Origin of the sequence: Halobaculum rubrum, assembly GCF_019880225.1 — an archaeon.
In the GTDB taxonomy this organism is placed as follows: Archaea; Halobacteriota; Halobacteria; order Halobacteriales; family Haloferacaceae; genus Halobaculum; species Halobaculum rubrum.
On the sequence record NZ_CP082284.1, the window covers coordinates 475,815 to 502,368 of the forward strand.

Below are 26,554 nucleotides of genomic sequence, written 5' to 3' on the forward strand. Positions count from 1 at the left end.
TCGCTCCGGGGCCACGGTGAAAGGCGTGCTGAATCCGGCGCGGTTCGCGGGGTCGAGTCCTCGCGGCGATCGGCGGGCGTCGGCAGTCGACGGTGGACGGTCGGCGTCTCGAGCGCCGAACGGGAGCGCCCGGTTTTTACGCCGGTTCGTCGTACGAACGAGCATGACCCGATTCGACGCCGACACGCCGGCCGGCCGGCGGAAGCTGTTCGCCGACGCCGTCACGGCCCACCGGGAACGCGGCAGCGCCTTCCTCACGGTCGAGGTGGAGCCCCCGCGCGAGGAGATCCAGTTCGGGGAGTCCGACGGCGAGACCGACTTCGAGGAGCCGGCAGACGACGAGGCCCACACCGAGGACGGAGAGACACCCGACGACGAGTCGGCCCCGCCGTGGATCCAGTTCGCCGAGAAGACGTTCAACCTCGACTGCACCGACGAGGAACTGGCGCGCCTGCACGACCTGCTCGACGACTACCCGGAGTTCCGGATCGAGGAACGGGAGACGCCCGAGGAGGCCGAGGGGACCAACGTCCGCATCTCGGCGCGGTCGGACGCGAACCGCCTCGCGGGCTTTCTCGACCGCGCGTTCGCGGCGGTGTACGACCGCCCCGACGACTACCGGGCGTGGGTCGTGCAGGTCTGAGGCGGGAGCGACGCCGACGAGTGCGACACCGAACCGCGACCGCTCGTTCGACGCCCGTCCCGCCTATTCGCGTTCGATGAGGAGGTACAGCACCACCACCGCGGCGGCGCCGAAGACGGAGACGAACAGCCCCGCCAACACCGTCGCCAGCGCCCACAGTGTCTCGTCGGTTCCGCGACGGGCCTTGGCGTCCTGATACACCCAGTAGGCCATCCCGACGGGGAGCAACAGCGAGAATATCAACAGGAGGATGAAGAACACGATCAGCAACTCGATGCCGCCGGGAATACCTCCGAACAGTGGAAGGGGGACCATACCCCGGCGATCAGACGCGATCAGCAAAACCGCGTCGGTGTCGGCCGTAGCTCAATCGCGGATGACGACGACGTAGTACACCGCGAACGCGACGAGGAACCCCACGAGGTTCAACAGCAGCGAGGCGAGCGCCATCGCGCCGGCCCACAGTTTCGGGGAGTCCGTCCGGCGACTCGTCGCGTCCTGATAGGTGAAGTAGCCGACGACGACGGCGACGATCACGTTCAGGAGGCCGAGGAACCCGGGATCGATCAGGCCGAACTGGAGCGGGAGCGCCGCCGCGGTCGCGACTGTAAGGTCCATGCCACCCGAGGCCGCCCCCGAGGGATAACTCCTCCGCCACCGCTCGTCGCGGCTCCTGTGCACTCACTCGTCGCGTTTGGTGTTCTCGTACCGTTCGCCGGCGTCTGGCACCGGATTGTCGCGGCCGGCGACGACGTACAGCACGGCGAGAACGAACAAGGCTGTCGTGCTGGTGACACCGACGAGGGCAGCGGCGGTCGGCCACGCGCGGGGATCGTCGCTGCGGAGCCCGGCGTCCCAGCCGACGAGGCCGGCGACGCAGGCTGTCGGAACGAGCCGAACGAGGAGCGTCCACGCGAGGTCGGGGCCGCCCGGGAGAGGCCCGAACAGGGGTGGGAGCGACGGGATACCTGGAAGGAGGCTCTCGACGGGGACCACGCTCCGAGACTCCTGACGGCGGACGAAAAACGGTTCGGCCGTCAGAACAGCGACTCGTCGGTGAGGTCCGCGGCGAGCACGAAGTCCGGTTCGTCGGAGACCGCCGTTCGCGTCGCGGCGGCGTCGGACACCCAGCGGACGCCCTCCGGGATCAAGATTCGGGTGTCGTCGACGCCGCGGGCGGCGGCGTCGCGGGCGATCGCGTCCGTCAGCGCGTCCAGTGCCTCGGTGTGGTCCCACGCGGCGACGTGATAGACGCCCCACGTCTCCTCGACGCCCTCCTCGTTCTCGCGGTCGTACGTGTACGCCAGCGCCGACATCGCTCGGGTGCCGCCGTCGACGACGACGAACAGGCCGTCGCGGTCGGCCGCGTCCCGGAGATCGGCGCGCGTCAGCTCCGAGCAGGCCCACGACTCCTCGTCGTCCATCGCGAGCCCGCGGAGGTGCTCGCGCGCGTCGCTGCGGCTCCAGTACGCCCACGCCGCGTCGGGGTCGGCGACCACGTCGAGCGCGGGGTCGGCGTCCGCGTCCGGGTCCGGCTGGAGCCAGCGGAACTCCGTCCCCGGGTCGAAGCCGACCGAGCGCGACTGGCCCAGCCCGGCGACGTTCCACGAGAACACCATGTTCCGGCAGACGACCGCGCCGCGGTCGCGCGCCCAGCGGAACGCCGCCCGCGACAGTTCCGGCGACAGATTCCGGCCGCGGTAGTCGGGGTTGACGCGCATCGCCTGCGCCCACGCCTCGGTGTCCGAGAGCATGACGCACTGGAGGACGCCCGCCACGTCGGCGCCGTCGTCCACGTCGACGACGAGCGTGCGCTGTCGCGGCCCGTCCGTGGCGACCATCTCGTCGAACACGTCCGGGAGGTAATCGCCGTGTCTGTCGCCCCACGTGTCGCGCGTGAAGCGGACGACGTGTTCGACGTCCGACTCGCGGGCCTGCCGGATCGCGAACTCGTGGTCGGGGTCGTCGCGGGCGAGTTCTCGTCCGGTCATCCCCACGGCTTCGACTCCTCGGTCAGTTCGCCAGCCAGGTCGCGTCCCATCGCGTCCTCGGCGTCGGCGACGTTCGCGAGCGCCCACAGCAGCTTCACCTTCGCCGTGCCGGGGAGGGTGTCGCCCGCCTCGACGACGCCGGCGTCGAGCAGGTCGCGGCCGGTGTCGTACACGCGGTCACAGACCCGCCCCTCCAGACACTGGCTCGTCATGACGACCGTGGTGCCGTCGTCGACGAGCTCCTCGAACCGCGGGATCAGGTCGGTGTGAACGTGTCCGAGGCCGGTCCCCTCGATCACGACGCCGGACTTCCCGTCGAGGTAGTCGAGCGCCGCGGGGTCCATGCCGGGCGTGAACTTCACCAGTTCCACGTCCTCGACGAGGTCGGGCGCGAGCTCGAGGTCCGCGCCGCCGCGGCGGGCGTACGTCTTTCCCTCGCGGTAGGACACGTCGACGCGGTCCTCGTGAGGGTCGTACTCGACCCGACCCAGCGGCGCGGCGCCGACGGTCTCGAAGGCGTCCCGGCGGGAGGTGTGGTTCTTGCGGACGCGCGTGCCGCGGTGGAGCGCGCAGTGGTCGTCCGAGGGCGTCCCGTGCATGCAGACCATCACCTCCGCGCAGTCGGACTTGGCGGCCTCGACGGCACAGACGGCGTTCATCACGTTGTCCGAGGAGGGACGGTCCGCCGAGCGCTGGCTGCCGGTGAACACGACCGGAACCGGCGTGTCGAGCATGAACGACAGCGCCGACGCGGAGTACTGCATCGTGTCGGTGCCGTGCATGACGACGACGCCGTCGGCGCCCGCCTCGATCTCCTCGCGGACAGCCTCGGCGAGGTCGGTCCATATCTCGGGGTTCATGTTCTCCGAGAGGATGTTGGCGACGACGCGGCCGCGGTAGTTCGCGCGACCGGCCAGGTCCGGCACGGCGCGGAGGACGTCCTCGGCGTCGAAGCGGGCGGTGACGGCGCCGGTGCGGTAGTCGACGGTGGAGGCGATGGTTCCGCCGGTGGAGATGAGCGCGACCGTCGGGAGGTCGTCGTCGAACTCGACGGCGGAGGCGTGGGCCTCGTCGTCGTCAGCGTCGGCGTCGACGGTTCGGGCGCCGCGCTCCAGCACCTCGACGGCGGCGTCGGCGCGGTCGACGCCGACGTTGTACCCGCCCTCCAGCTTGAGCACGAGGTGGTCCTCGTCGCTCGACGGCATCAACACGCCCTCGTCGGTGACGCCCGCGCGGTCGACGCGGACGCGGTCTCCGGGGCTCGGGGTCATACCCGGGGATAGCGGCCGGGGCGAACTTGAACCTGCCCGTCCGCGATTCGGGGACGGGCTCAAGCGGCGGGGCCGTGGACGTGCCGTGCGCCGAATTGCCACAGTCTTCGCCCGCGCGGGGCGGTCGCGTCCACCCGGAGCCGGCACAAGAGCCATGAGCGAGCGCCGCCCACGTGGAGGCATGTCGAAGAGTCTGGAGGAACTGCAGGAGCTCGCCGAACGCGACGGCGCCGGCGACCCGTCCACGGACTCGGCAGCGAACCCGTCCGACGGGGACGGCGATGTCGAGGGGGCCGACCGCGGGAGCGCCGACGGGGACTCGCGCGCGCTGCTGGGACGGACGCCGTTCTCGGCGAAGGGGTTTCTCCTCACGTTCGCCGTGCTCCTGACCGGACTGATCGCCGGATCCGCCGTGCCGCTGGTCGGCGGGCTCGCGCGGTACCTCGGGCTGTTCGCCGCCGCGTTCGCCCTCGGGCTGGGTCGCTCGCGGCGGGCGTATCTCGAGACCGCCGTGGCGGGCGCACTCGCGGCCGGCGGCGCGTTTCTCCTCGGGACGTTGACGACGGGAACGCTGCTCATCGGGACGAGCCTGCTTGCGGACTACGGGCTCCCGCTCGCGGGCGTCGGCGTCACGGTCGGCGTCCTCCTGTCGGTCGCGGGCGTGTACTTCGGGCGCGACCTCCGCGACGGCCTGCTGCGAGACATCTGAGTCCCGTCGTTGTCCCGGCGGCGCTTGTCGGACTGCTCGCGATCGATTGGTGACGGACACGAACGGCGTCCGTCGGGTGGCGCGACCGGTTCGTCGTCGCGAACGCTCGACGCTCACCCGACGAGCTGCCAGCGATCGGACTCGCGCGCGATCAGGTCCGCATCCGCGAGCCGCCGCAGCCCGTCCTCGACGGCCTCGGGGTCGGCGTCAACCTCGTCGACGACGGCTCGGTGTGAGCCGTCGGTCGACGTGACGGCCGCGAGAAGCTTCGCATAAAATCGGGAGTCGGCGTCAACGCCGAGTCGGTCGTTCACCCGGTCGAGGAGGTCGCTCATTCGCCCGTGGACCCACCGCTGTGCGAGCGAGAGCTCGTTCTCCAGGTCCTGTAGCTCGTCGAACTCGGCGGCCAGTTGGGCCAGATCCCCGCGGTCGTCGTCGACGCCGTCAGCGGCCGCGTCGCCGTTGACACCCGCGTCAGCGCCGTCGGCACCGCCGCCATCGCGGTCGCCGTCGGCCGACCGAAGCTCCAGGTCGATATGCATGTGGGGGCAGCTGCCCTGGATATCGAGGCTCGGGTTCGCGGGGTACGCGGACTTCGTGCCGAACCCGTGTCGGGAGACGTTCACCTCCAGGCGCACGTCCCGAGCGATGTGGAAGTACTTCCGCCGTCGGTCGTCGGTGTGGCTCTCGATGAGGCCCGCGTCCTCCAGTTTCCGCAGGTGGTCGATGACCGCCTTCGGCGACACGCCGAGGTACTCGCTGATCTCGGTGACGTAACACGGCTTGTGTGAGAGCAGCCGGAGGATACGCCGGCGGTTCTCGTTTCCGAGGAGATCGAGCAGTACCGCGGAGTCCATACACGCGAGGTAACTGCTCGCCGTATTTAAGGGCCGCGTCGCCGGTCGTCGCCATCGCCCGACGGCAGGACGGCGGCCGCGACCGCGACCGCGACGAATGTCGCCGCAATCGACCCCAGCGCGAGCGTCCAGCCGGGGTCGTACCGAACGGGCGGGTGGTTCGCGAGCGGGAGTCCCAGAAGGTAGCCGTAGTCGAAGAGGTCGTTCGCGAGCGCCAGCAGCGCGACGCCGCCCAGGATCGACCGCGAGGTGCGCCCGACGCGGGCGATCAACAGCGCCTCCGCGAGGAAGGCGGCGTGCGTGGCGAGGATCCCCCAGTACGCCCACAGCGAGTCGGCGTCGAAGCCGACGTACAGGTCCGCCGGGAGGTCGGGCCGGACGAACGGAACGTTGAGCGCGATGAACGTCCACAGGCCCGTCTTGACCAGCCAGACGACCGCCAGCGTCGACAGCACCGACAACAGCGTCGAGCGGGGCACCGACGACAGGCGGTAGCCGGCGAACGGAACCAGCGCCGCGAGCACGAGCGTCCCGAGCGCGACCGCCGCCGGCGAGTCGCCGTACAGCGGCCACAGGTACGTCGCAACCGCGGGCATCGTCTCCACGTAGTAGCGCACGCCGACGAGAAAGGCGAGCGCGTTGACGACGAGGAGCAGCCCGAGCGTGGCGGGCGTCGTGAGGTAGAACTCTGCGAGCGCCTCCGGGACGGGGTTGCGCGTCCGTTGCGCTTCGGTGTCGTCGACCACGGTCTCGCCGGAGCTTCGACCGCCGGCGGCTTAATCGGCCATGGTTCCGAGTATGTTTCCACGGGGGCAACGCGGCGGCGACGCGGAGCCACCGAGGCGGCGTTACGAGCCCACCCCGAATCCAGGCCGTCACGCACCGCCACGGCTAAGCCGCCGACGCGACACCACACGCCACACCCGAATGAGCCTCCTCGCCGACCTGACCGCCGACGACGGTCTCCCCGAACGTCCCGATCTCCCGTGGTACGTCGCGCCGCTCCCCCGCGCGGTCGAGAACCTCGGCCTCCGGCTCGCGTGGGTCGTCGTCGCCGTCAACCTCGTCGGCACCGCCTTCGGCTTCTGGTACTACGGGGTTCATCCGCTGCCGCTGTCGGACCCGCTGATCACCTGGCAGCTCGGCGGAACGCCGCCGAGCATGTGGGCGTTCGTCCCCGACTCGCCGGTCGCGACGCTGTTCATCGCGCTCGCGCTCGGCCTCTGGAAGCTCGGGCGGTCGGACGAGTACGTGAACGCGCTGGCCTTCTTCGGCTGCTGGAAGCTGGGGCTGTGGACGCCGTTCGTCCTCCTTGCGTTCGCCGACGGCTTCACGGCCGCCAACCCGCTCCCGATGTATCTGTTCCTCCTGTTCTCGCATCTCGCGATGACCGTCGAGGGCTTCCTTCTCTATCGGATCTCGGGGTTCCCGGTGCGCGCGGTCGCCGTCGCCGTCGCGTGGTACGGCCTCAACGACGTGGTCGACTACTTCATCCCCGTCGCCGGGACGCCCCACCACACGCTCATGCCCGGACAGGTGCTCCTCGAGTCGGGGATCGGCTTCACGCACCCGTCGCCGACCCACGAGATCGCCGCCGCCGGCGCGGTCGTCCTCACGCTCACGGCGACGTTCCTCGTGCTGGCGACGCGGGTGAAACTGCTCGAAGCGGGGACGCTCCGTCCCTGATTCCGACATCCAACTGACGGGGAAAGTCTATGCCTCGCGAGGGAGAGACTGCGGCCGTGAGCACACCCACCCTCTACCGCGCGATCGCCGACCTCCCGTTGACGATCGAGTCGGTGGCGCTTCGGCGACGCGCCCGCGACACCTCGTCGGGGTTCGAGCGCGTGAGCACGACGTTCAGGCTGCGCGGCGACGGCGAGCTCGGCCGCGGCGAGGACGTGACCTACGACGCCCCGGACCACGACGCGCTGTTCGCGAACCCCGAGCGCGACCCGCGGACGACCGCCGAGAGCGTGGACTTCGCGGACGCGTTCGTCGGCGACTGGACGTTCCGGGAGTTCTCGAACCGCCTCGACGACGTGAACCTGTTCCCGAAGGGCGAGCCCGATCGGAAGACCGGCCACCCGTATCGCCGTTGGGCCGTCGAGTCGGCCGCGACGGACCTGGCGCTGCGACAGTCCGACACCGACCTCGCGAGCATCCTCGGACGCGAGCGCGCCCCCGTCTCGTTCGCGGCGTCGACCCGTCTCGGGGACGGGGACGGGGATCCCCCCACGGCCGACCGCGTGACGGCCATCGCCGAGCGCGTCCCCGGGATCGGCTTCAAGCTCGACCCGACCGACGACTGGACCGACGAGGTGGTCGCGGATCTGCCGACCGAACAGGTCCGCGTGCTCGATCTGAAGGGGCTGTACGAGGGGACAGAGGTGGACCAGGAGCCGAGCGCCGAGTTCTACGAGTGGGTGCTGGAGTCGTTCCCGAACGCCGTCATCGAGGACCCCGCGATCACAGACGAGACGCGCGGCGTCTTCGAGGGGGAGGAGCATCGCGTCTCGTGGGACTACCCCGTCACCGGCGTCGCGAGCGTCGAGGACCTGCCGTGGGAGCCGGAGTGGCTCAACGTCAAACCCTCGCGGTTCGGGACGCTGGAGTCGCTGTCGGATACGCTCGAGTGGGCCCGCGAGCGCGACGTGACGATGTACGGCGGCGGGCAGTTCGAGCTAGGCGTCGGCCGCGACCAGCTGCACGCGCTGGCGTCGGTGTTCTACCCCGACGGCCCGAACGACGTGGCCCCCGGCGCGTTCAACGACCCCGCGGTGCCCGAGCGCCTGCCCGCGACGCCGCTCGCCCCGTCGGCGGCGCCGCGCGGGTTCGAGTTCTGAGACGGCGGGCCCTCGGACGGGTCGCATCCGCCCGGACGTCGTGTGCCGAGGGCTCGTTCGTAGTTCGAGACGGCTCCGCCGTCTCGTCATTACCAGACGCCGGAGGCGTCTGGTCAGCAGTCAGGTCCGTCGGACCTGACGGCATCACGAAAGGCGCTTCGCGCTTTCGAACGTTCGAGAATCGCACGCGATTTTCGAGCCAATCAGAACGCGAAGCGTTCCGATGACGACTTCGCTCACTCGCCCTCGCTGTCGGCGTGGGCGCGGACCCACAGCTCCCCGATCCGGGAGAGGCGGGTCCGGTAGGACTTCCCGTGGGACTCCTGTTCGATGTACCCCTTCCCGCCGGGGCCGAGGCGGTCGACGTTGTAGATGACCTTCGAGCGGAACGAGTCGGTGTACTCCTCGTTCAGCTCGGCCGCCAGCGCCTTCGCGAGCTCGCTGACCGACTCGAACTCGCCGTCCTCGCCGAGCTTGTACAGGATCACCTCCTCGAAGGGCTTCACGTTGGAGAAGGACGCGACCGGGAGCTCGATGATGTGTTTGCCGTCGACCTTCTTGGCGCCGATGGTCGTCCCGCGCTCGTCGAACTCCGCGAGCAGGTCCGTCGCCGTCGAGAGCCGCTCGCGGACGCGGTCGGCGTCGACCGCGTCGGCCGCGTCGGGGTCGACGCCGTCGCCCCCCTCGACGGCCGCCAGCATGGTTCGCAGGAGGTCGCGGTCCGCGCGAAGCTCCTCGGCCAACTCGGTTTCGAGGTACTTCTCGGGCGCGGTGTAGTAGGTGTGGATGCGGTCGCGGTCGGCCTGCCGCTCCAGCGTGACCGAGTGGGCCGCGGTCGCGAACGCGAACGAGACGGGCCGGGGCATCGAGGAGACGTTCACCCACACCTCCCGGCCCGCATCGAGCTCCTCGTTGATGAGATCGTACGCCTGCTCGAAGGCGGCGTCGTAGTCGTACACGTCGGCGATCGGCACGCGCTCGGTCTCGGCCCCGAGCAGGTTCCGAAAGTCCGTCTCCAGTTTCTGCGAGAGGTTCCGGGAGTACTCGACGTTCGCCTCGCTCCCGACGGCCCCCTCCAGCAGCACGACGCGGTCCACGTCGAACTGATCGCGGACGAGCGGCGCGATGAGTCGGTCGTAGTCGAAGCCGACCGGGACGACGTGCGTCTGCATGATCGGGCGATGGTCGGGTGACGGGAAAAGCGTGCCGTGGCGCGGTTCAGTCGGCCCCGACGCCGAACTTCTCGGCGTTCTCCGCGGGCGCGCTCGCGGTCACCGTCGACACCGCGACCGTCGCGACCAGCGACAGCAGCATGCACCACAGCGCGAAGTCCCACGTGAGGTACGTCGCCGGCAGCGGGAGGAACACGTGCGCGAGGTACGCGGCCTCGGCGCTCGCGACGCCCCCGATCATCCCCCACTCCGTCGTCCCGCGCCAGTACAGCGCCAGTATCAGGGGGATCGTGAGCTGTGCGTACCCGCCGAAGGCCGTGTCGCCCAGCGTGACGAGCACGTCCAGGCCCCCGCCGCCGCCGACGAGCAGCGACGCGAGGAACGTCGAGGCCGCGAAGACGGCGACGCCGACGCGGCCGATCCACCCCTCGCGCTCGTCGCTCGCGTCGGGCGCGACGAACGGCCGGTAGAGGTCGCGCGTGAAGTACGACGACCCCGACAGCAACATCGAGTCCGAGGAGGACATCATCGCCGCCAGCGCGCCGGCGATCACCAGCGCCGCGAACCACGCGGGCGTGTACTGGGTCAGTAGGAGCGGGAGGACGTTGCTCCCGTCGGGAACCTCGATCCCGAGGCCGACGGCCCACGATCCGAGCAGGAACGCCGGAACGAACAGCAGGAGGACGAGCACCGGCCACAGCGCGAACGAGCGCTTGAGCGTTTCGACGCGGTCGGCCATGAAGAACCGCTGGTTCACCTGCGGGAACGCGGCGACGCCGAAGGCGATGACGACCGCCTGCGCGATCATCCACTGCGGCGAGTACAGTCCGCCGCCCAGCGCCGCGAACTCGGGGGCGGCGTCGGTCATCCCCGCCGTCAGCGCCGAGACCCCGCCCGCCGTGGAGGCGATCCACGCGACCGCGAGCCAGATCACGCCGAGCATGAACACGCCCTGCAGCGTGTCCGTCCACGCGACCCCTCGCAGCCCCGACAGGCCGACGTACGCGATCATGAACACCGTGATCATCGCGGCGCCGGCCCAGTACGGCACCGCGCCGTCGGTCAGTCCCACCAGCGCCTGCCCGGCGCCGATCTGCTGGAGCATCACGTACGGGAACAGCCACAGGAGGCTCACGCCGGCGACGAGCCCGCGAAGCGCCGTCGAGTCGAAGCGGTCGCCGAGCATCTCCCCGAGGGTCACGTAGCCGTGCGCCTTCCCGACGAGCCACTGCTTGTACCCGATCGCGTACCACAACAGGGCGAACAGGATGCCGTCCATCAGCCCCATCACGAGGATCCACTCCGGGCCGGCCGAGAACGCGAGGTTGGGCCCCCCGAAGAACGTGAACGCCGACAGCAGCGTCGCGAACGTCGTGAACAGCAACACGACGGTCCCGACCGAGCGGGAGGCGAGGTAGTAGTCCTCGGCCGTGCGGTCGGTGAGCCGGTACGCAAACACGCCGATCGCGAGCGCGACCAGCAGATAGCCGACGACGACGCCCAGCGAGACGCCCAGATCAGCCACGCCGGATCACCTCCGCGTCGACGCCGCGGTCCCACGCGCCGCCGCGCGCGAACGCCGCGAACGCCACGCTCGCAAACGCCATCCAGCCGACGTGCCACCACAGCCACAGCGGCAGCCCCGCCACGACCGTCGCGTCGCCCCAGAGGAACCAGGGGACCGCGAGCGCGACGAGCAGCGCGAACGCCGCGACCCACAGCATATCGCTTCGAGTTCGCGTCATCACGCGGTGGTAGTCGTTCATACACAATGAATGTTGTCGAATTACCTCTCCGTACGCACTATCGAAGAGAAATTCTCTTCGATACGCCGGTCGGTACTGTCGCGTCCCTTCCGTCCGCGGTCGAGTCGTATCGTGTCGGGAGGGGACCGACTGGAAGGAGGCAACCGACGGGGGGTCGTCGCCGTCGGCGCGCCCGCTACCCCCGGCTTTATTCGCCGTGCAGCCCTGCGATCCGTCGATGGAATACGTGCAGGAGCGCGTCGCCACGCTCCACGCGTTCGGCGAGGGGGCACCCGACGCGCCGGCGGACCGGGCGGCCGTCGTCGTGCCGATGACCGAACGCGAGTACGCGGGGCTCGCGGCCGAGCGCGTGCTCTCGGAGCTTTCGGCGCTCGATCCCGCGAAGGTGATCGTTCCGCTGCGCGCCCCCGCCGACCGCGTCGGCGCCTTCCGCGAGTGGCTCGACGGCTTCGACCTCCCGCTGGAGACGCTGTGGTGCGACGGCCCCCGCGTGTCGAACCTGCTCGACGACGCCGGACTCGCCGGCGAGCGCGGGAAAGGGCGGGACGTGTGGCTGGCGCTGGGACGGGCGCTGGAGGAGGAGTACGTCGTCGTCCACGACGCCGACACGAAGTCGTATTCGCGGGAGTACGTCCGGCGGCTGCTGTTCCCCCTGGCGAACGGGTTCGACTTCGCGAAGGGGTACTACGCCCGCGTCGAGAACGGGCAGCTGTACGGGCGCCTCTTCCGGCTGTTCTACACCCCGCTGGTGCGCGCGCTTCGCGATTCGGCCCCCGACTCGGAGTTCCTCGAGTACATGGCGGCGTTCCGCTACGCGCTCGCGGGCGAGTTCGCCGCGACCGGGGACGTCGTCGCCGCGATGCCGGTCCAGCGCACGTGGGGGCTCGAGGTCGGCACGCTCGCGGCCGCCTACGACGCGGTCGGCGTCGACGGCGCCGCGCAGGTCGATCTCGGCAGCTACGAGCACGACCACCGGGCGGTCTCGGGACCGACCGGGCTCTCGGACATGAGCCGGTCGGTCGGCGCCGCGTTGTTGCGCGCGGCCGAGGAGCACGGTGTCGACCCCGACTACGACGCCTTGCCGGACGCGTACCGCGCGGCCGCCGAGTCGTACGTCGACCGCTACGCCGCCGACGCCGCGTTCAACGGGCTCTCCTACGATCGGGGCGGCGAGCGCGACCAAGTGCGGACGTACGCCGCGTCGATCGCGCCGCCGGGTCCGGACACGCGGCTACCCCCGTGGGAGGCGGTCGACCTGTCGCCCGCGGACGTAGCCGCCGCGGCGACGGCGGACGCGCGCGACGCCGCGAACGGCGAAGTGCCCGACGGCGACTGAACGTGTTCGGGTCGACGGCGACAGACCGCCACGTCCGACACGACCGCACGGTTGAAGCCGGACGGGCGACCATACCGAGTATGGACTTCGAGCGCGCTCGTCGGTACACTCCCGTCGAGGTGACGGACGCCGAGCGACGCGCCGCGGTGCTGGCGCCGGTCGTCGACCGCGGCGGCGCGCCGCACATCCTCTTCACGAAGCGGGCCGACCACCTCGGGAGCCACCCCGGCCAGATGAGCTTCCCCGGCGGCGGGGTCGAACCCCAGGACACCGACCTCACCGCGACGGCGCTGCGGGAGGCGAACGAGGAGATCGGCCTGCGGCCCGAGGAGGCCGACGTCGTCAGCCGTATCGACGACATCCGGACCGTCTCGGAGTACGCGGTCACGCCGTTCGTCGGCACCGCGCCCGACCGGGCGTACGTCCCCAGCGACGACGAGGTCGCCGAGATCGCGATCCTCCCCGTCTCGGAGCTGACCGCCCGCGAGAACTACGAGTCCGAGCGCCGCGATCACCCCTACTACGGCGAGATCCGGCTCCACTTCTTCCGTGTCGACGGCTACACCGTCTGGGGGGCGACCGGTCGCATGCTCGTCCAACTGCTCGAACTCCTCACAGACTGGGAGATGCCGCCGGACGTCGACCGCGTCGTCGGTCCGGACGCCGACCTCCCGGTGTGACCGCGGTCGAGTGACCCCCCTCAGACGTAGCTGAGAACGACGAGCGCGAGGAAGAACAGTCCCAACGCGCCCGCCAGTACGAGGATGGAGACGACGCGGCTCGACTGGACGACGCTCCGGCCGCCGTCGTCGGTGTCCACGAGGAGGTTGCTGATGTTCACACGGTCGGTAGGCGGCAGGCGCACAAGTACCCGGCGCCGCTCACGCGTAGCTCACGACGACGAGTACGAGGAAGAACAGCAGGAGGACGCCCGCGAGCACGGCCGACGCCTTCACCCAGCCGTCGACGCTCCCGAAGCGGTCCGTGATCGAACGCGCTCCGCTCGCGACGGTCGGACCGCGATCGGCGCCGCCCGCGTCGGACATGCCGCTGTCGTGTTCGTCCGAACGAAAGAATCCTCGGACGGACGGGGTCGATACTGACGACAACACCACGCTTATTCCCGCGAGCGTGCTCACGTGGAGTATGGCCGCACAGGCGATGGATCGCGTTCCGCGACGGTCCTAGTTCTCTCTCGACGACACCGCTGCCGCGATCGACTCCGTCGACGCGACGGCAGTCACCTCGTTCGACCGGTCCGACCGGTCCCGCCGATCCGGTAGACTCGGCCGGCGCGAACGATCTCGCCGAATCGATCGACTTCGCCAACCAAACTCACCGCTCCTACCGATGACACTTACCGCATCCGAAGCCGCCGACAGCGTCGCCGCCCGAACAGAACTCGACGGGATCGCGCTCAAGCCGACCGAGTGCGACGTGTCCGTCGCCGCCGACCTCCCGGTCGATCTCGTGTGCCTCGACTACGAGGGCCGCGAGGCGCTGCCGGGCGCCGACGCGCTCGCGGCGCTCGCGGGATCGGTCGATCTCCGGGTGACGACGCCCGTTCGCGCCGACGGGTTCGACCCCCGCGGCGACGACTCGCTGGTCGCGACGCTGCCCGACGCCGCCGAGCGCGTGCTCGTGGCGGGCCACGGCGCGTACCTCTCGGATGCAGAGCGCAAGCGCGCGGTCGCGCCCCGCCTCGGCGACGCGGCGACCGCCGTCCGCGAGGCCGGGGGAACGCCGTGGGTCGGCACCGAGGGGGTAGCGCGGCTCGCGCTCGCGGCGGGCGGGGTCCAGTACGATCTGCTCTCTCGGTCGACCGAGCGCGACGTCCGGGGCCTGCGGGCGGCGGGCTTCGACGGCGACGTGGCCGTGTACGCGCCCGTGGTCCCCACGGACGACGAGGACGCCGTCCTCGACGCCGTGGGCGCGTACACGGCGCGCCGCAAGCCCGTCCGCGATGCGCTCCCCGAGGGCGCCGAGACCGACTCCGGGGCGACGGGGCGCGCCCGAGAAGTGCTCTCGGCGGCGGTGCGCGACTTCGCGCTCGTCGGCGACCCCGAGACGGTCGGCGAGCGCGTACGCGGCCTGAAGGCCGTCGGCGTCGACCACGTCGTCGGCTACCCTGCCGCCGGCGTCGACACCCTGCGGTAAGCCGCGGCGCAGCCCGCCGGTCCGCACCCGAACGCCTACGTCCTCCCGAACGAACCGCCCGGTATGCGACTGCTCCACGAGGAGACGACGACGAGCGCGGGCGAGGCGGTCGACGACGGCGTCGAGGTGGCGATCCTGCCGACCGGTTCGGTCGAACAGCACGGGCCGGCGCTCCCCTTGGGAACCGACTTCCTCGCGGCCGAGGCCGTCGCGCGGGGGATCGACCGCGACGACGCCGTGGTGCTGCCGACCGTCCCGGTGGGCGTCTCCGCGCACCACCGCCAGTTCGACGGGACGCTGTGGGCCGAGCCCGAGACGTTCGAGGACTACGTCGGCGAGATCGCGGCGTCAGTCGCCAGCCACGGCGTCCGAAAGCTCGTGTTCTGCAACGGACACGGCGGGAACAGCGACGCCCTCCGCCGGGCGGCCCGACGGCTCCGCGGCGATGGGATCGCGTACGCCGCGCCGTGGAACTGGTGGTCGAGCCTCGACGGCCTCGACGAGGACCTGTTCGACCAGTCCGGGATCGGGCACGCCGACGCGATGGAGACGAGCATGGTCGCCCACCTCGCGGGCGACCTCGTGCGCGAGGGGCTGCTGGAGGAGGCCGAGGCCGGCGCCGCCGACTCGTGGGGGAAGTCGGTCCACGGCGCGGCGGTCGGCTTCGACACCGCCGACTTCTCGGAGTCGGGCGCGGTCGGGACGCCGACCGAGGGCACCGCGGAGAAGGGCCGGAAGCTGTTCGAGCAGGCCACCGATGAACTCGACGCGCTCGTCGGCTGGCTGGCCGAGCAGCCGTTCGACGCGCTCACCCCGGAGCCGCACCGCTGATGGCCGGGAGCGATCACGGCGCCGGACCCGGCGACGGCATGCGCGTCGCGGTCGTCGGCGGCGGCGCCGTCGGCGTCACCGCGGCGTACGACCTGGCGGTCGCCGGCGCAGAAGTGACGCTGTTCGAGAAGGGCGCGATAGGCTCGGGCGCCTCGGGCCGCGCCGCCGGGGTCCTCTACGACGCCTACGCCGAGGACGTCGACGCCGAGATCGGTGCCCGCGCGCTGGAGCGCTTCCGGACCCTCTCGGGCACCGGGGAGTTCGCGTTCACCGACTGTCCGTACGTGATGCTCGCGCGCGAGGGCGACGACGACCTCGCGGAGGCGATCCGCGGCGCGGCCGAGCGGATGCGCGTCCACGACCGCGAGGTGGAGACCGTCGACCGCGACGAGTTGGGGGAGCGGTTCCCGCGCCTCCGCGTCGACGACGTGGACGTCGCGGCCGTCGCGCACAACGCCGGCTGGACCGCCCCCGGGAGCTACGTGACCACGGTCGCCGACCTCGCCGCGTCCGCGGGCGCCGAGATCCGAACCGACAGCGAGGTCGCGGTGTCGACGGCGCCACCGGGCGTGGCCGTCGCCGACGAGGCCCCCGTGAGGCGGCGGTTCGACGCCCTCGTCGTCGCCGCGGGCGCGCACACGAAGCGACTGCTCGCTGACGCCGGGATCGCGGTCCCGCTGAAGCCCTACCGCGTGCAGGCGCTCGTCTCCGGGCGCACGTTCGACGGGCCGATGTGGTACGACGCCTCGGCGGGCGTGTACGCGCGCCCGCACCCCGCGGGCCTGCTCGCCGGCGACGGCACCGTCCCGGTCGAGGCCGACCCGGACGAGTGGGACCGCGACGCCGACGGCTGGTTCCTCGCGGACGTGAGCGGGACGCTCCGCGACCGGGCGGGCCACGATCCGGACGTGGAGCGCGCGTGGGCCGGGCTGTGCACGGCGACACCCGACGGCGACCCCCTGCTCGGCGAGGTCGCGGACGATGTCTTCGTCGCCGCCGGCTGGCAGGGCCACGGGTTCATGCGCGCGCCGGCGACGGGGGAGGCGATCGCACGGCAGGTGCTCGGCGAGCGCGAGGGCGTTCCGGGGTTCGATCCCGGGCGCTTCGACGGCGACGAGGCGTTCGAGATCAGCGAGGGGATGGCCGTCGACACGGACGCGGACGACGGATCGGAGAAGCGGGACTGAGCGGCGGTCGGGAACGACTACTTCTCGTCGGCGTCGTCGGCGTCCGTCTCGGCGTTCGCGTCGGACTCAGCGTCCGCGTCCTCCGCGTCCGCTCCGTCGGCTTCGATGTCCCCGTCCTCCTCCATGTCCAACTGGACCGGCTCGTCCTCGGTGGCTTCGCCGGCCTCCGCGTCGGCCTCGCCTTCCTCGACGGCGACGGAGTCGCCGGCGGCCTTGGGAACGCGAACGCGGAGCGTGCCGTGGTCGGTGAGCGTCGATGTGGCCTCCTCGGGCTCGACGGCGGCGCCCGGGGGAAGCTCCGCGCGGCCGTCGAGCGCGAGCCCGCGGCCGGGGAAGCGCATGTCGAACCCCTCGTGGAAGTCGCGGAAGCGGTCGATCCGGACCTCGACGGCGCCCTCGTTGAACCGGACCTGCACGTCGCTCCGCTCGGCGCCCGGAGCGTCGAAGACGACGAGGAACGCGTCCGCCGACTCCAGCACGTCGTACGCGAGCGGCGACTTCTCCTGTACCGCCGCGACGCCGCGTCCGACACGGTCGAGCACCGTGTTCACGGCGGACTCTCCGACGTCCTTCAGTCGGTCGGCGCCGTCGGCGAACTGGTCTCGTTCGGGCATGGTTACAGTTCGATCTCCTCCAGGCAGTCGGTTCCCCCGCACAGCGGGCACGACAGGTCGGCGACCGTGTGGTCGTCGGCGATGTCGTAGGTGTAGTGGTTCTCGAACATGTCGAGCTCGCAGTTCTCGCTGGTACACTTGACTTCCTTGGTGGCGGGCATACCTCGACTTGGGTCGCACGCGGCATAAACGACGTGGGGCGGGCGTGGGGTTCCGGTAGCTCGATCCGGCCCCCCAGGGGCCGCCGCGGCTCGGACGGTCGCTCCGAGCCGCCGCCGCTTTTGCACGTCGCACCCGTTCGAACGGTCGTGTCTCGGATTCCCGACGCGAACGCGGTGTACGGCGTCGACCTCAGCGCCGCCGCATCGAACGCGGGCGCCGACACCTGGGTCGCGCGCTGTGTCGTCGACGGCGACGCGCTCGTCGTCGAGAAGTTGGCGTCCGCCGCCGAGTTCCTCGACCTCGACTCGACCGCCCGCGACGACGTGCTTCCGGCGCTTGCCGCGCACCTCGGCGGCGTCGACGGCCCCGCAGTCGCGGGGGTCGACGTGCCGTTCAGCCTCCCGGCGTGGGTGCTCGGTGACCGCACGTGGCGCGAGTTCGTGACGGCGACGCCTGAGGAGTGGGGCGTGCTCGACGGTGTCGACGGCCCGCGCGACCTGTACGACGCGGTGCGTGAGGCGGCCGACCCCGACGACGGACGCCCGCTCCGCCGCGCGACCGACGACGCTCACGGCGGACAGGACCCCGCCGGATTCCGGATCAAAACGCAGACCTACTACGGCATCTCCGTGCTGCTCCGGCGACTGATCGAGCACGAGGGCGTGTGCGTCCCGCCGGCGTTGCCCGCCTCCACGGTCGACGGCGCCGCCGACTCGCCGCCCCGCCTCGCCGTACTGGAGACGTATCCCGCGTCGGTGTTCGACCGCCTCGACGGCGCCGGGAGAACCGGCTACAAGGGGACCCAACGCCGGCACGTCGAGGCGCGCCGTCGGAACGTCGCGGCGCTCGTCGCCGACGGCGTTGGCTTCGCCGACGACGCCGCCCGCGACTGCGCGGTCGCGACCGACGACGCCCTCGATGCGGTCGCGGCGGCGTACGCCGCCGCCCGGAACTACAGGACGGCGCTCGATCCGGACGACGACGCGGATGCGCGCGACCGACTGGAAGCGCGGATATTCGCCTGAGGCTGCGTTCCGAGTGGATATCGGAGACCCAACACAACACTGAATAGCTCGGCCGTTCGATATCATGCGGGGTGACACCAATGCGCACGAGACGGCGGGAACACGAGCGGGAGCGGCGCGCCCGGGAGGCGGCCGACCGGGAGGAACGACGGGACGTCGACGCGACGGTGGCGGACCCGCCGCGGACGGTCGACGACCTGCTCGACGTACTGGCCGACGGCGACGGCGTGACCTACGAGGAGGCCGCGCTCGTCGGGGGGATCGAGGAGGAAGCCGGCGGGTTCGAGGCGGACGGCGACGGGCGGACCCGCGGCGGCTGGTGACTCGGGAGTGCCGCGCCCGCGAGGACGAGCGATCGACGACCTCTGGGGGGTGGACCCGGATCGACGGAGCGCGATCCCGAACGCTCGGGGAGCGTCTCCGGACTCCCGGGGAACGACCCCGGACCGCACGGCTTTAGCCGCTCGGCCCGCCAGTGACGGCCATGACCGCGCCGGATCCGAACGACCTCTCCGTCACGATCGTCGACGGCTACGTGGACGAGCCGGCGCACTTCGGCGTCCCGCCCTACATCTCGACGTACCCGCGCTTCACCGCCGGTGCGCTCGTCGACGCCGGCGTCCCCGAGTCGAACGTCACCTACCACACCATCGACGAGTTGCGCGACGAGCGTCACAAGTGGGCTGACGTGGCCGACGCCGACCTCATGATCTACGTCGGCGGGATGACCGTCCCCGGGAAGTACGTCGGCGGGACCCCCGCCGAGCCCGACGAGGTGCGCGAACTCGCGTGGACCGCCGACGGCGTCACCCTGCTTGGCGGCCCGGTCCGCTTCGGCGTCGGCGACGAGAACGCCGGCGCACAGGAGATGGAGCGCGACGACCTCGACTACGACTTCGTCGCCATGGGCGACGTGGAGGCGGCCGCCTTCGACATCGTCGAGAGTGGGCTGGAGGGGTTCGGCAACCGCATCCGCGACTACGACGAGGTGTCCCGCTGGTCGACCATGGGCGCGTTCGTCGTCGAGCAGCACCCCAACCACCCCGACTACCTCATCGCGGAGCTGGAGACCTCCCGCGGGTGCGCCTACCGCTGTTCGTTCTGCACGGAGCCGCTGTACGGCGACCCCGACTTCCGGACCGCGCCGGACGTGGTCTCGGAGGTCGACGCGCTCTCCGACCACGGCGTCCGCCACTTCCGGCTCGGGCGACAGGCGGACATCCTCGCGTTCGGCGGCGACGGCGAGGCGCCCAATCCCGACGCGTTGCGGCAGCTGTACGGCGGGATCCGCGAGGTAGCCCCGGACCTACGCACGCTCCACCTCGACAACATGAACCCCGTGACGATCACCGACTACCCCGAGCCCTCGCGGGAGGCCATCGAGGTGATCGCGCGGCACAACACCCCCGGCGACACGGCCGCGTTCGGCCTCGAATCGGCCGACCCCGAGGTCCGCGAGAAGAACAACCTTCTCGTCAGCGCCGAGGAGTGTCTGGAGGCCGTCCGGGTCGTCAACGAGGCCGGGGGCTGGCGCCCCGGCGAGACCCCGGCCGACGCGCCGAGCTTCGGCGACTCGGCCCCGCGGCGACTTCCCAAGCTCCTGCCCGGGATCAATCTGGTCCACGGGCTGGAGGGCGAGACCAGCGAGACGTTCGAGCACAACAAGGACTTCCTCGATTCCGTGATGGACGCGGGGCTCATGCTCCGCCGGGTGAACGTCAGGCAGGTGATGGCGTTCGAGGGCACCGAGATGGCCGAGACGGGCGCGCGCCTCGCCCGCGAGCACAAGAAGGAGTTCCGGGCGTACAAACGCGAGGTGCGCGAGACGGTCGACCGCCCGATGCTGGAGCGCGTGATGCCCACGGGAACCGTCCTCCCGGACGTGTACCTGGAGTACCACGAGGACGGCACCACCTTCGGTCGACAGCTCGGCACCTACCCGATCCTCGTCGGCATTCCCGGCGAGCGCGAACTGGGCCGAACCGTCGACGTGGCCGTCGTCGACTGGGGCTACCGCTCGGTGACGGGCGTGCCGTATCCCCTCGACCTGAACGGCGCCTCGATGGACGAACTGACCGCGATCCCGGGAATCGCCAAGGGAACTGCGGGCGACCTGGTCGTGAATCGCCCGTACGCGAGCGCCGCCGACGCCGCCGAGATCGCCGGCACCGACGTCGACCTGACCCGCTTCGCCGACGCCGGCGTCCCCGGCGTCGACGCCGACGCGGAGTACCCCGGAGCGCCGGCGCCGGGGAGCGCGGACTGATGAGCGGGTCACAGGGCGGCGGCGGGGCCGGCACGCACGTCGACCGCTTCTCGATCCCCGTCGACACTCGCGCACCGGGCGGGACGACGAACGCGTACGTCGTCGGGACCGACGAGACGCTGCTCGTCGACCCGGCGGCCCGCACCGACACGCTGGACACCGTCGTCCGCGAGAAGGTCGCCGACCACGTCGCGGTCACGCACACCCACCCGGACCACGTCGGCGCGGTCGCGGCGTACGCCGCCGAGACGGACGCGACCGTCTGGGCGCGACGGGGGTACGAGGAGCGCTTCGCCGACGCGACCGGCGTCACCCCCGACCGCACGTTCGTCGCCGGCGACCGCGTCGGTCCGGCGACGGCCGTCGACCTCCCCGGCCACGCCCCCGACGGGGTCGGGTTCCGGACCCGGAACGGCGTCGTCTGCGGCGACGTGGCCGTCGCCGAGGGGAGCGTCGTCGTCGCGGCGCCCGAGGGGGACATGCGCGCGTACCTCACGACGCTCCGTCGCCTCCACGCCCGCGATCCGCCCGCGCTGTTTCCCGGGCACGGCCCCCGGATCGACGACCCGCGGGGCGTGTGCGCCCGACTGATCGACCACCGGCTCGCCCGCGAGCGCGCCGTGCTCGCGGCGGTTCGAGGCGGCGCGGCCGATCCGGACGAGGTGCTGGAGGCGGCCTACGAGAAGGACCTCACGGGCGTCAGCGATCTCGCTCGCGCGACGGTGCGAGCGCACGTCGAGAAGTTGGCGCACGAACGGCGCGTGCGCTGGGAGGCGTCGACGGGGACGGTCGAAGCCGCCGGCGAGTGAGTATCGCCGCGGGGGTCGGCGGTTGTCGGCTTAGCGGGCGTCGTCGAGCGCGACGAGGCAGTCGGCGTCGACCGAGAGCCACGTCGTCACGAGATCGGCATCGTCGGCGTCCTCGGGGTACAGCGTACACCGGTCCGGCTCGCCGTCGTGGCGAACCACCGCCGCTCGGAGGCCCGAGGGGGCCGAGAAGCGGGGGTCGGGCGTGCGCACGTCCTCGGGTGACCGGTCGGATGCGGCCGACATACTCGTGTCAAACCGGCGAACATACTTAAACCTCGCTAAGACAGGATCGGGCCGATACCGAGCAGTACCGAGGACTCGAGAGCTGTCAGATCCCGACGGGCCGCCCGACGACGTTTTGTCCGTGAGGGCCCCACGACGGAACGTGCAGCCGTTAGAGGACGAACTGGAGCGCGCGCGGGCCCTCGAGGTGGACGAGTTGGCCGACGCCGTGGAGGCGATCGGCTTCGAGTGCACGCGCTGTGGAGCGTGCTGCAAGAGCGAGGCCGACGACCCTCACACCGCGACCGTGTTCCCGGACGAGGTGCGGCGGCTCCAAGCCGCGAGCGTCGCGGACACGTCCGCCGGCGACGAGAGCGGCGAGGGCGACGACGGCGACGCCCGCGACTGGCGCGACGTGGCCCGTCCGATGCCGTACGGACTGACCGAGGGCGACGAGGGGCCGGAGGGGGAGACGTTCGAGTGGGCGCTGCAGACGGATTCCTGTGGCGACTGCGTGTTTTACGAGGCGCCGGAGGCGCCTCCCGAAGACGGCGAAGCCGTCGGAGCCGACGACGGCGTCGGCGCCTGCGGCGTCCACGCCGACCGGCCGCTCATCTGCGAGACGTACCCGTTCTCGGTCGACCTCGGCGGCACGAGCCAGCCGATGGGGGAGGTGGTCGACAGCGTCGCGCTGGGAGCACAACGGGAAGCCCGTGGAGTCGACGACGTCGACGGAACCGTCCGCGCCCACGAGTGTGAGGGACTCGGCCGCGACATCGACCGCGGGGACGCCGAGTCGCTGGCGGCCGCGCTGAAGGAGCGAGCGGTTCGCGAACTGGCGGAGGCGATCGGCGTCCGCGACGCCTACGAGCCCGTGTCCGCGGACCCGGGGGAAGTCGTCGTTCACGACTCGGAGGGGACCAAGCGTCCAGACGGGAGCCGGACCGACGAGGGACGCGACTGACGGGGGAATCGTGGCGCAACCGGCCAGGGGATCGGTTCACCGCGCGGACGGACACGGGGGTCGGGTCGCTCCCGTGCGGCGGTAGCTATATGTCACATCGCCCGAACGTGCCGGTGGAGGAATATATCCGTGGAAATCTCCGACGAGCTCATCTGTCTGTTCAGCGCGGACGTCCGCGAGGACGGCGACCGATACACGATCGAGATCCCGAAGCGCGAGGTCGACTCCGGGTCGGTGGCCCCCGGCGACGTGTACCGCGTGGCGCTCATCGAGCGCGACGGGGCCGACGGCGGCGGGGACGACGCCGACGCGACGGGGGCGACCGCGACCGTCGACGGGCCGCAACCGCCGGTCGAGCGCGGCGAGATCCGCTACGTCGAGATAGAGGACCTCGGGAAGCAGGGCGACGGGATCGCCCGCGTCGAGCGCGGGTACGTGATCATCGTCCCCGACACCGAGGTCGGCGAGCGCGTGAAAATCGAGGTCAGCGAAGTGAAGTCGAACTTCGCCGTCGGCGAAGTCATCGACGACGAGTGACCACGCCGCCGGGTACTATTTCAGCACGACTGACGAGCGGCTGCGCCGCCGGCGCGGACGTGGTCGATCGTCCTCGTTATCGCCGTCTGTAGACGATCCCGGCGATGACCGCCAGCGACCCGACGAGCGCCGCGAGCGCGTACTCCGGCGTGTCGATGCCGCCGCCGAGCCCCTGCCGCTCGACGGTGACGCTCATCGGCTCGGAGGTGTCGAAGCGGTGCGCGTAGCCGTCGCCGTACACGACCACCTGCAGCCCGTGGTCCCCGGGCGTGCTCGCGTCGACCGACTGCGTGACCGACAGCGTCTCGCCGGGCGCCAGCGACTGTTTGCGCAGTTCGTAGGAGTTCGTCTCGTTGTCGGGACTCACGACGTTGAGGACGACGATCGCCGTCGTACGCTCCTCGCCGGTGTTCTCGACAGTTACCGACAGCTCCGTCGACTCCCCGGCGGTCAGGGTCTCCCCGTCGAGCGACGCCTCGGTGAGACACACCTGTTGGTTCCCGTTCGACTGACACGACGCCGCCTGTGCGCCGACCGTTCCCCCGACGGCCGGACCCACGAGCAGGGCCGCGATGACCAGTACGACTGCGCCGCGAACGACCGCGCTCCGCGCTCCCATACCCGCATTCGGTTCGGGATCCGACCTAAACCCTCGCCCGCGGCTATCGAAGTTGAGACCGTGCCGGCGCGGACCGCGCGGTCGCCTCACCTGACGACCGTCACCGGAACCGGGGCGTTGCGGACGACGGCCTCCGCGACGCTGCCGAGCACGATCCGCGAGATCCCGCCTCGACCGTGGCTTCCCACCACGATGTGGTCTGCGTCGTGGTCGCCCGCGTACTCCACGATGGCGGCCGCGGGCTTGCCGACGGCGGTGTCGGTCTCCACCGAACCGTCGACGTCGAGCGACTCGGCGGCGTCCGCCAGCAGCGCTTCCGCGTCGGACTTGCGGCGCTCGTACCACTGCTCGGCGCCGCTGGGGATCCCCGCGCCGGCCGCGTGTCCCGCCTCCGCCGGGTCGATAACGGTCACCAAGAGCAGATCGGCGTCGCCCCACTCGTCCGCCGCGAACGAGAGTGCGGCGCTCGCCTGCTCGGAATCGTCCACGCCGATCACGATGCGTTCAGTCATACCCGGACGATCCCGGTGCGACGAGAAAAAGGTCCTCCCGGCGGCGACGGAACCGCCGGTCGAGCGCGGGCACACGCGGTACGTGCGGCGAACCGCGGTTCGCCTCCCCGCCGACGGTTACTCTCCGTGACGGGTGAGACAGATCGGCAGCCCCGTCACCTCGACCGGCTCGGAGTTGTCCGGGGAGTAGACGACCTGCTGGCCCTTCTCCATGTACGGGACCTTCCTCGCGAGCGACGGCGGGATGTTGACCGACGAGATCGCCTCCTCGTCGCCGAGGTTGAGTACGAGCCGGGTGTTCACCTGCTTGAACACGGGGTCGGCGATGTCCTGCGGGTCCTGCGTGACGAGGAACAGCCCGAGTCGCTCCTTGCGCCCCTGCTTGGCCGCCTCGGTGAACGTCGAAACCACCTGGCGTGCCTGGACGTTGTCGGCCCCCGAAAGGAAGTTGTGCGCCTCGTCCATGCCGAGCACGAGCGGCGTCTCGTCGATGCGGGCGCTCCGCGGCGAGTTCGAGAGCTTGTCGTCGACGAGCATCGCCGACACCGCGAGCACGAACATCTCCTTGGCGCGCGCCGACGAGAGGTGGTACGTGGGCACGACCGTCAGCCCGCCGGGGCGCACGAGCGTCGTGTCCAGCTCCGTGATCGGCTTGGCGTCCTGATCGAACACGCCGGAGGGAACGCCCCGCACGCGTCGCTTCACCGCGTCGAACGTCGCCTCGTGGACCCGGCCGGTCTCGTCGAGCTCCTCCTTCAACGCCGGGTCGTCGAGGAAGTTCAGGAACTGCTGGTAGGTGCCGCCGTCGTAGTTGCGGAAGAAGCGGTTGATGAGCGTGAGCAGCGCGGGGTACTGGTTCTCGTTGAGCGAGGCGCCGGCGACGAGCCACGGCATGTCGTACTCGTCGACGACCGAGAACGGGATCGTGAACTCGACCTGCTCGGCGCGGTGGCCCCGGCCGGGGTAGGTGACGCCCGCCTCCGTCGGCACGAGCGCGACGGTGTCGTCGTGGCCGCCGTAGGCGATGTTCTCGCGCTCCAGCCGCCGCGCCCACTCACCGTCGAGGGCGGGGTTGTCGTCGTGCATCTGGGCGTACTCGTCCTGCGGGTCGAACATCACGACCGCCGCGCGCGCGTCGCGCCCGTCGTCGGTCTCGTAGGTCCGGCCGAGGTACTGCCGGAGGACGTTCTTCGCGCCGTGGGTCTTCCCCGACCCCGTGCCGCCTGCGACGAGCGTGTGCCGGAACACCAGCGGGTCGCCGTCCGCGTAGTCGTCCTTCAGCCGGTAGTCGACCGTCGGCGGCTCGGCCGCGGTCCGGACCGTCTCGCCGCCGACCGAGAGGTGACCCAGAAAGACGCCCTCCTCCGGGATCGCGAGTCCGGTTTTGATCTGCTCGGCGTCGCTGGCCTGGCGGACGAGCGCGCCCGGCTTGGGAACCCGATCGACCATCCGGCGCTTGAGGTCGTCGCCTTCGGAGAACAGGACGGCCACCGGCGACAGCTCCGCGATGTACTTGTAGTCAGCCTCGGTGAAGTCGCCGGGGCCCGTCCGCATCCGCCGTCGCGCGGTCAGCTCCGTCGCGTCGTCGGTGCGGAACTCCTGGTCGTATTCGAGCGCCGTGATCCGGCAGAACAGCTGCTCTCCGTCGGGGTACGGGACGAGCAGGTATTTCCCGATCCTGACGTCCTCTCGGTTGCCGGCGGTGACGAACGCCTTCAGGCTCGTCTCGTCGTCGTCCTCGGCCACGCGCAGCCCCTGCGCGACCGAGACTGTCCCGATGCCGTCGGCGGTGGCCGCCTCCGCGGCGTCCATCGCGTACCGGGCGAACCCGGAATCCGCGTCGTCCGGCGCGTCGGGGTCGGCAGCGCCGGCGCCCGACTCGACGCCCGCGTCCGCCTCGCTGTCGCCGCCGGCGGTCGCGTCGGCGTCGCCCGTCCGCCCCTCGGCGTCGTCGCCGGCGGCCCCCCTGTCCCCGCCGGTCGCGTCGTCGAATCGCCCGGGGTCCTCGAAGTCGCCGAGGTTCGGCTCTCCGGCGTCTGTCATGTCACGTCCTGTGGG

General features: G+C 71.2%; 33 protein-coding genes. 15 read left to right on the top strand and 18 right to left on the bottom strand.

From position 1 onward, the window contains the following. Positions 1 to 163 precede the first annotated feature (163 nt). The gene (locus K6T25_RS02490; protein WP_222916219.1) at positions 164 to 643 is read left to right on the top strand and encodes a DUF7975 family protein; all 480 of its coding nucleotides are present in this window, start codon (positions 164 to 166) and stop codon (positions 641 to 643) included. A 63-nt stretch (positions 644 to 706) separates the two neighbouring features. On the opposite strand, the gene K6T25_RS02495 is transcribed toward K6T25_RS02490, so the two are convergent. From K6T25_RS02495 to gatD, 5 genes are all read right to left on the bottom strand, one after another. Next, on the bottom strand, positions 707 to 958 hold the full coding sequence (locus tag K6T25_RS02495) for a hypothetical protein (RefSeq protein WP_222916221.1): 252 nt from the start codon (positions 956 to 958) through the stop codon (positions 707 to 709). Positions 959 to 1,009: 51 nt separating this feature from the next. Then, positions 1,010 to 1,261: a hypothetical protein gene (locus K6T25_RS02500; RefSeq protein WP_222916223.1), complete on the bottom strand. Its 252-nt coding sequence runs from the start codon at positions 1,259 to 1,261 to the stop codon at positions 1,010 to 1,012. A gap of 63 nt (positions 1,262 to 1,324) precedes the next feature. Continuing rightward, complete coding sequence (locus tag K6T25_RS02505; RefSeq protein WP_222916225.1) at positions 1,325 to 1,639, bottom strand: hypothetical protein; 315 nt, start codon at positions 1,637 to 1,639, stop codon at positions 1,325 to 1,327. A gap of 41 nt (positions 1,640 to 1,680) precedes the next feature. Continuing rightward, complete coding sequence (locus K6T25_RS02510) at positions 1,681 to 2,634, bottom strand: GNAT family N-acetyltransferase (RefSeq protein WP_222916227.1); 954 nt, start codon at positions 2,632 to 2,634, stop codon at positions 1,681 to 1,683. Beyond that, positions 2,631 to 3,905: a Glu-tRNA(Gln) amidotransferase subunit GatD gene (gatD, locus tag K6T25_RS02515; protein WP_222916229.1), complete on the bottom strand. Its 1,275-nt coding sequence runs from the start codon at positions 3,903 to 3,905 to the stop codon at positions 2,631 to 2,633. The genes K6T25_RS02510 and gatD overlap by 4 nt, the downstream gene beginning before the upstream one ends. Before the next feature lie 181 nt (positions 3,906 to 4,086). On the opposite strand from gatD, the gene K6T25_RS02520 reads away from it, so the two are divergent. Further along, entirely contained in the window at positions 4,087 to 4,614 is a 528-nt protein-coding gene (locus K6T25_RS02520) for a hypothetical protein (protein ID WP_222916231.1), read from the top strand. 113 nt (positions 4,615 to 4,727) lie between these two features. On the opposite strand, the gene K6T25_RS02525 is transcribed toward K6T25_RS02520, so the two are convergent. Continuing rightward, a complete protein-coding gene (locus tag K6T25_RS02525; RefSeq protein ID WP_222916233.1) occupies positions 4,728 to 5,471 on the bottom strand; it encodes an ArsR/SmtB family transcription factor in 744 nt (247 codons plus the stop codon). Positions 5,472 to 5,497: 26 nt separating this feature from the next. Next, positions 5,498 to 6,217, bottom strand: a complete 720-nt coding sequence (locus K6T25_RS02530; protein WP_222916235.1) for a DUF1405 domain-containing protein — start codon at positions 6,215 to 6,217, stop codon at positions 5,498 to 5,500. Between the two features lie 181 nt (positions 6,218 to 6,398). Between K6T25_RS02530 and K6T25_RS02535 the strand changes: the two genes are divergently transcribed. Beyond that, complete coding sequence (locus tag K6T25_RS02535) at positions 6,399 to 7,157, top strand: DUF1405 domain-containing protein (protein ID WP_222916237.1); 759 nt, start codon at positions 6,399 to 6,401, stop codon at positions 7,155 to 7,157. A 56-nt stretch (positions 7,158 to 7,213) separates the two neighbouring features. After that, positions 7,214 to 8,317 carry an enolase-like domain-containing protein gene (locus tag K6T25_RS02540; protein WP_225917786.1) on the top strand — a complete coding sequence of 368 codons (1,104 nt, stop codon included), beginning with the start codon at positions 7,214 to 7,216 and terminating at the stop codon, positions 8,315 to 8,317. Positions 8,318 to 8,553: 236 nt separating this feature from the next. Here the strand turns inward: K6T25_RS02540 and K6T25_RS02545 are convergent, their stop codons facing one another. Genes K6T25_RS02545 through K6T25_RS02555 form a run of 3 tightly spaced genes read right to left on the bottom strand, consistent with a single transcriptional unit; the run spans position 8,554 to position 11,234 of the window. Then, positions 8,554 to 9,489, bottom strand: a complete 936-nt coding sequence (locus tag K6T25_RS02545; protein ID WP_222916241.1) for an HFX_2341 family transcriptional regulator — start codon at positions 9,487 to 9,489, stop codon at positions 8,554 to 8,556. A gap of 46 nt (positions 9,490 to 9,535) precedes the next feature. Further along, positions 9,536 to 11,014, bottom strand: a complete 1,479-nt coding sequence (locus tag K6T25_RS02550) for a sodium:solute symporter family protein (protein ID WP_222916243.1) — start codon at positions 11,012 to 11,014, stop codon at positions 9,536 to 9,538. Beyond that, positions 11,007 to 11,234, bottom strand: coding sequence for a DUF3311 domain-containing protein (locus K6T25_RS02555; RefSeq protein ID WP_222917821.1), 228 nt, complete (start codon positions 11,232 to 11,234; stop codon positions 11,007 to 11,009). Before K6T25_RS02555 ends, K6T25_RS02550 begins: the two co-directional genes overlap by 8 nt. A gap of 238 nt (positions 11,235 to 11,472) precedes the next feature. Here K6T25_RS02555 and K6T25_RS02560 point away from each other — a divergent pair, with 238 nt between their 5' ends. Both K6T25_RS02560 and K6T25_RS02565 read left to right on the top strand, forming a co-directional pair. After that, entirely contained in the window at positions 11,473 to 12,591 is a 1,119-nt protein-coding gene (locus K6T25_RS02560) for a glycosyltransferase family protein (RefSeq protein WP_222916245.1), read from the top strand. An 80-nt stretch (positions 12,592 to 12,671) separates the two neighbouring features. Further along, entirely contained in the window at positions 12,672 to 13,271 is a 600-nt protein-coding gene (locus K6T25_RS02565) for an NUDIX hydrolase (protein ID WP_222916247.1), read from the top strand. Between the two features lie 20 nt (positions 13,272 to 13,291). On the opposite strand, the gene K6T25_RS02570 is transcribed toward K6T25_RS02565, so the two are convergent. Then, entirely contained in the window at positions 13,292 to 13,432 is a 141-nt protein-coding gene (locus tag K6T25_RS02570; protein ID WP_222916249.1) for a hypothetical protein, read from the bottom strand. 40 nt (positions 13,433 to 13,472) lie between these two features. After that, positions 13,473 to 13,637, bottom strand: a complete 165-nt coding sequence (locus K6T25_RS02575; RefSeq protein WP_222916251.1) for a hypothetical protein — start codon at positions 13,635 to 13,637, stop codon at positions 13,473 to 13,475. Between the two features lie 304 nt (positions 13,638 to 13,941). Between K6T25_RS02575 and K6T25_RS02580 the strand changes: the two genes are divergently transcribed. From K6T25_RS02580 to K6T25_RS02590, 3 genes are all read left to right on the top strand, one after another. Then, entirely contained in the window at positions 13,942 to 14,748 is an 807-nt protein-coding gene (locus K6T25_RS02580) for an LLM class flavin-dependent oxidoreductase (protein WP_222916253.1), read from the top strand. Positions 14,749 to 14,811: 63 nt separating this feature from the next. Further along, the gene (locus K6T25_RS02585) at positions 14,812 to 15,579 is read left to right on the top strand and encodes a creatininase family protein (RefSeq protein WP_222916256.1); all 768 of its coding nucleotides are present in this window, start codon (positions 14,812 to 14,814) and stop codon (positions 15,577 to 15,579) included. Beyond that, the gene (locus tag K6T25_RS02590) at positions 15,579 to 16,766 is read left to right on the top strand and encodes an NAD(P)/FAD-dependent oxidoreductase (RefSeq protein ID WP_225917787.1); all 1,188 of its coding nucleotides are present in this window, start codon (positions 15,579 to 15,581) and stop codon (positions 16,764 to 16,766) included. Before K6T25_RS02585 ends, K6T25_RS02590 begins: the two co-directional genes overlap by 1 nt. A gap of 17 nt (positions 16,767 to 16,783) precedes the next feature. On the opposite strand, the gene K6T25_RS02595 is transcribed toward K6T25_RS02590, so the two are convergent. Beyond that, positions 16,784 to 17,380, bottom strand: a complete 597-nt coding sequence (locus K6T25_RS02595; RefSeq protein ID WP_222916258.1) for an Hsp20/alpha crystallin family protein — start codon at positions 17,378 to 17,380, stop codon at positions 16,784 to 16,786. A gap of 2 nt (positions 17,381 to 17,382) precedes the next feature. Then, positions 17,383 to 17,541, bottom strand: coding sequence for a DUF7559 family protein (locus tag K6T25_RS02600; RefSeq protein WP_201289543.1), 159 nt, complete (start codon positions 17,539 to 17,541; stop codon positions 17,383 to 17,385). Positions 17,542 to 17,688: 147 nt separating this feature from the next. On the opposite strand from K6T25_RS02600, the gene K6T25_RS02605 reads away from it, so the two are divergent. From K6T25_RS02605 to K6T25_RS02620, 4 genes are all read left to right on the top strand, one after another. Further along, the gene (locus tag K6T25_RS02605) at positions 17,689 to 18,567 is read left to right on the top strand and encodes a DUF429 domain-containing protein (protein ID WP_222916260.1); all 879 of its coding nucleotides are present in this window, start codon (positions 17,689 to 17,691) and stop codon (positions 18,565 to 18,567) included. Positions 18,568 to 18,647: 80 nt separating this feature from the next. After that, a complete protein-coding gene (locus K6T25_RS02610) occupies positions 18,648 to 18,890 on the top strand; it encodes a hypothetical protein (protein WP_222916262.1) in 243 nt (80 codons plus the stop codon). A gap of 161 nt (positions 18,891 to 19,051) precedes the next feature. Continuing rightward, a complete protein-coding gene (locus K6T25_RS02615; RefSeq protein WP_222916264.1) occupies positions 19,052 to 20,833 on the top strand; it encodes a radical SAM protein in 1,782 nt (593 codons plus the stop codon). After that, a complete protein-coding gene (locus tag K6T25_RS02620) occupies positions 20,833 to 21,642 on the top strand; it encodes an MBL fold metallo-hydrolase (protein WP_222916266.1) in 810 nt (269 codons plus the stop codon). Before K6T25_RS02615 ends, K6T25_RS02620 begins: the two co-directional genes overlap by 1 nt. Before the next feature lie 30 nt (positions 21,643 to 21,672). On the opposite strand, the gene K6T25_RS02625 is transcribed toward K6T25_RS02620, so the two are convergent. Next, positions 21,673 to 21,885: a DUF7511 domain-containing protein gene (locus K6T25_RS02625; RefSeq protein ID WP_222916268.1), complete on the bottom strand. Its 213-nt coding sequence runs from the start codon at positions 21,883 to 21,885 to the stop codon at positions 21,673 to 21,675. A 142-nt stretch (positions 21,886 to 22,027) separates the two neighbouring features. On the opposite strand from K6T25_RS02625, the gene K6T25_RS02630 reads away from it, so the two are divergent. Beyond that, positions 22,028 to 22,828, top strand: a complete 801-nt coding sequence (locus K6T25_RS02630; RefSeq protein ID WP_222916270.1) for a YkgJ family cysteine cluster protein — start codon at positions 22,028 to 22,030, stop codon at positions 22,826 to 22,828. 129 nt (positions 22,829 to 22,957) lie between these two features. Next, entirely contained in the window at positions 22,958 to 23,365 is a 408-nt protein-coding gene (locus tag K6T25_RS02635; RefSeq protein WP_222916272.1) for a TRAM domain-containing protein, read from the top strand. A 76-nt stretch (positions 23,366 to 23,441) separates the two neighbouring features. On the opposite strand, the gene K6T25_RS02640 is transcribed toward K6T25_RS02635, so the two are convergent. From K6T25_RS02640 to K6T25_RS02650, 3 genes are all read right to left on the bottom strand, one after another. Beyond that, a complete protein-coding gene (locus K6T25_RS02640) occupies positions 23,442 to 23,984 on the bottom strand; it encodes a DUF1616 domain-containing protein (protein ID WP_222916274.1) in 543 nt (180 codons plus the stop codon). A gap of 86 nt (positions 23,985 to 24,070) precedes the next feature. Further along, positions 24,071 to 24,496 (bottom strand): universal stress protein, encoded by a 426-nt coding sequence (locus K6T25_RS02645; RefSeq protein ID WP_222916276.1) that lies wholly within the window; start codon positions 24,494 to 24,496, stop codon positions 24,071 to 24,073. Between the two features lie 117 nt (positions 24,497 to 24,613). Next, positions 24,614 to 26,539, bottom strand: a complete 1,926-nt coding sequence (locus K6T25_RS02650) for an ATP-binding protein (RefSeq protein ID WP_222916278.1) — start codon at positions 26,537 to 26,539, stop codon at positions 24,614 to 24,616. Positions 26,540 to 26,554: the final 15 nt, after the last annotated feature.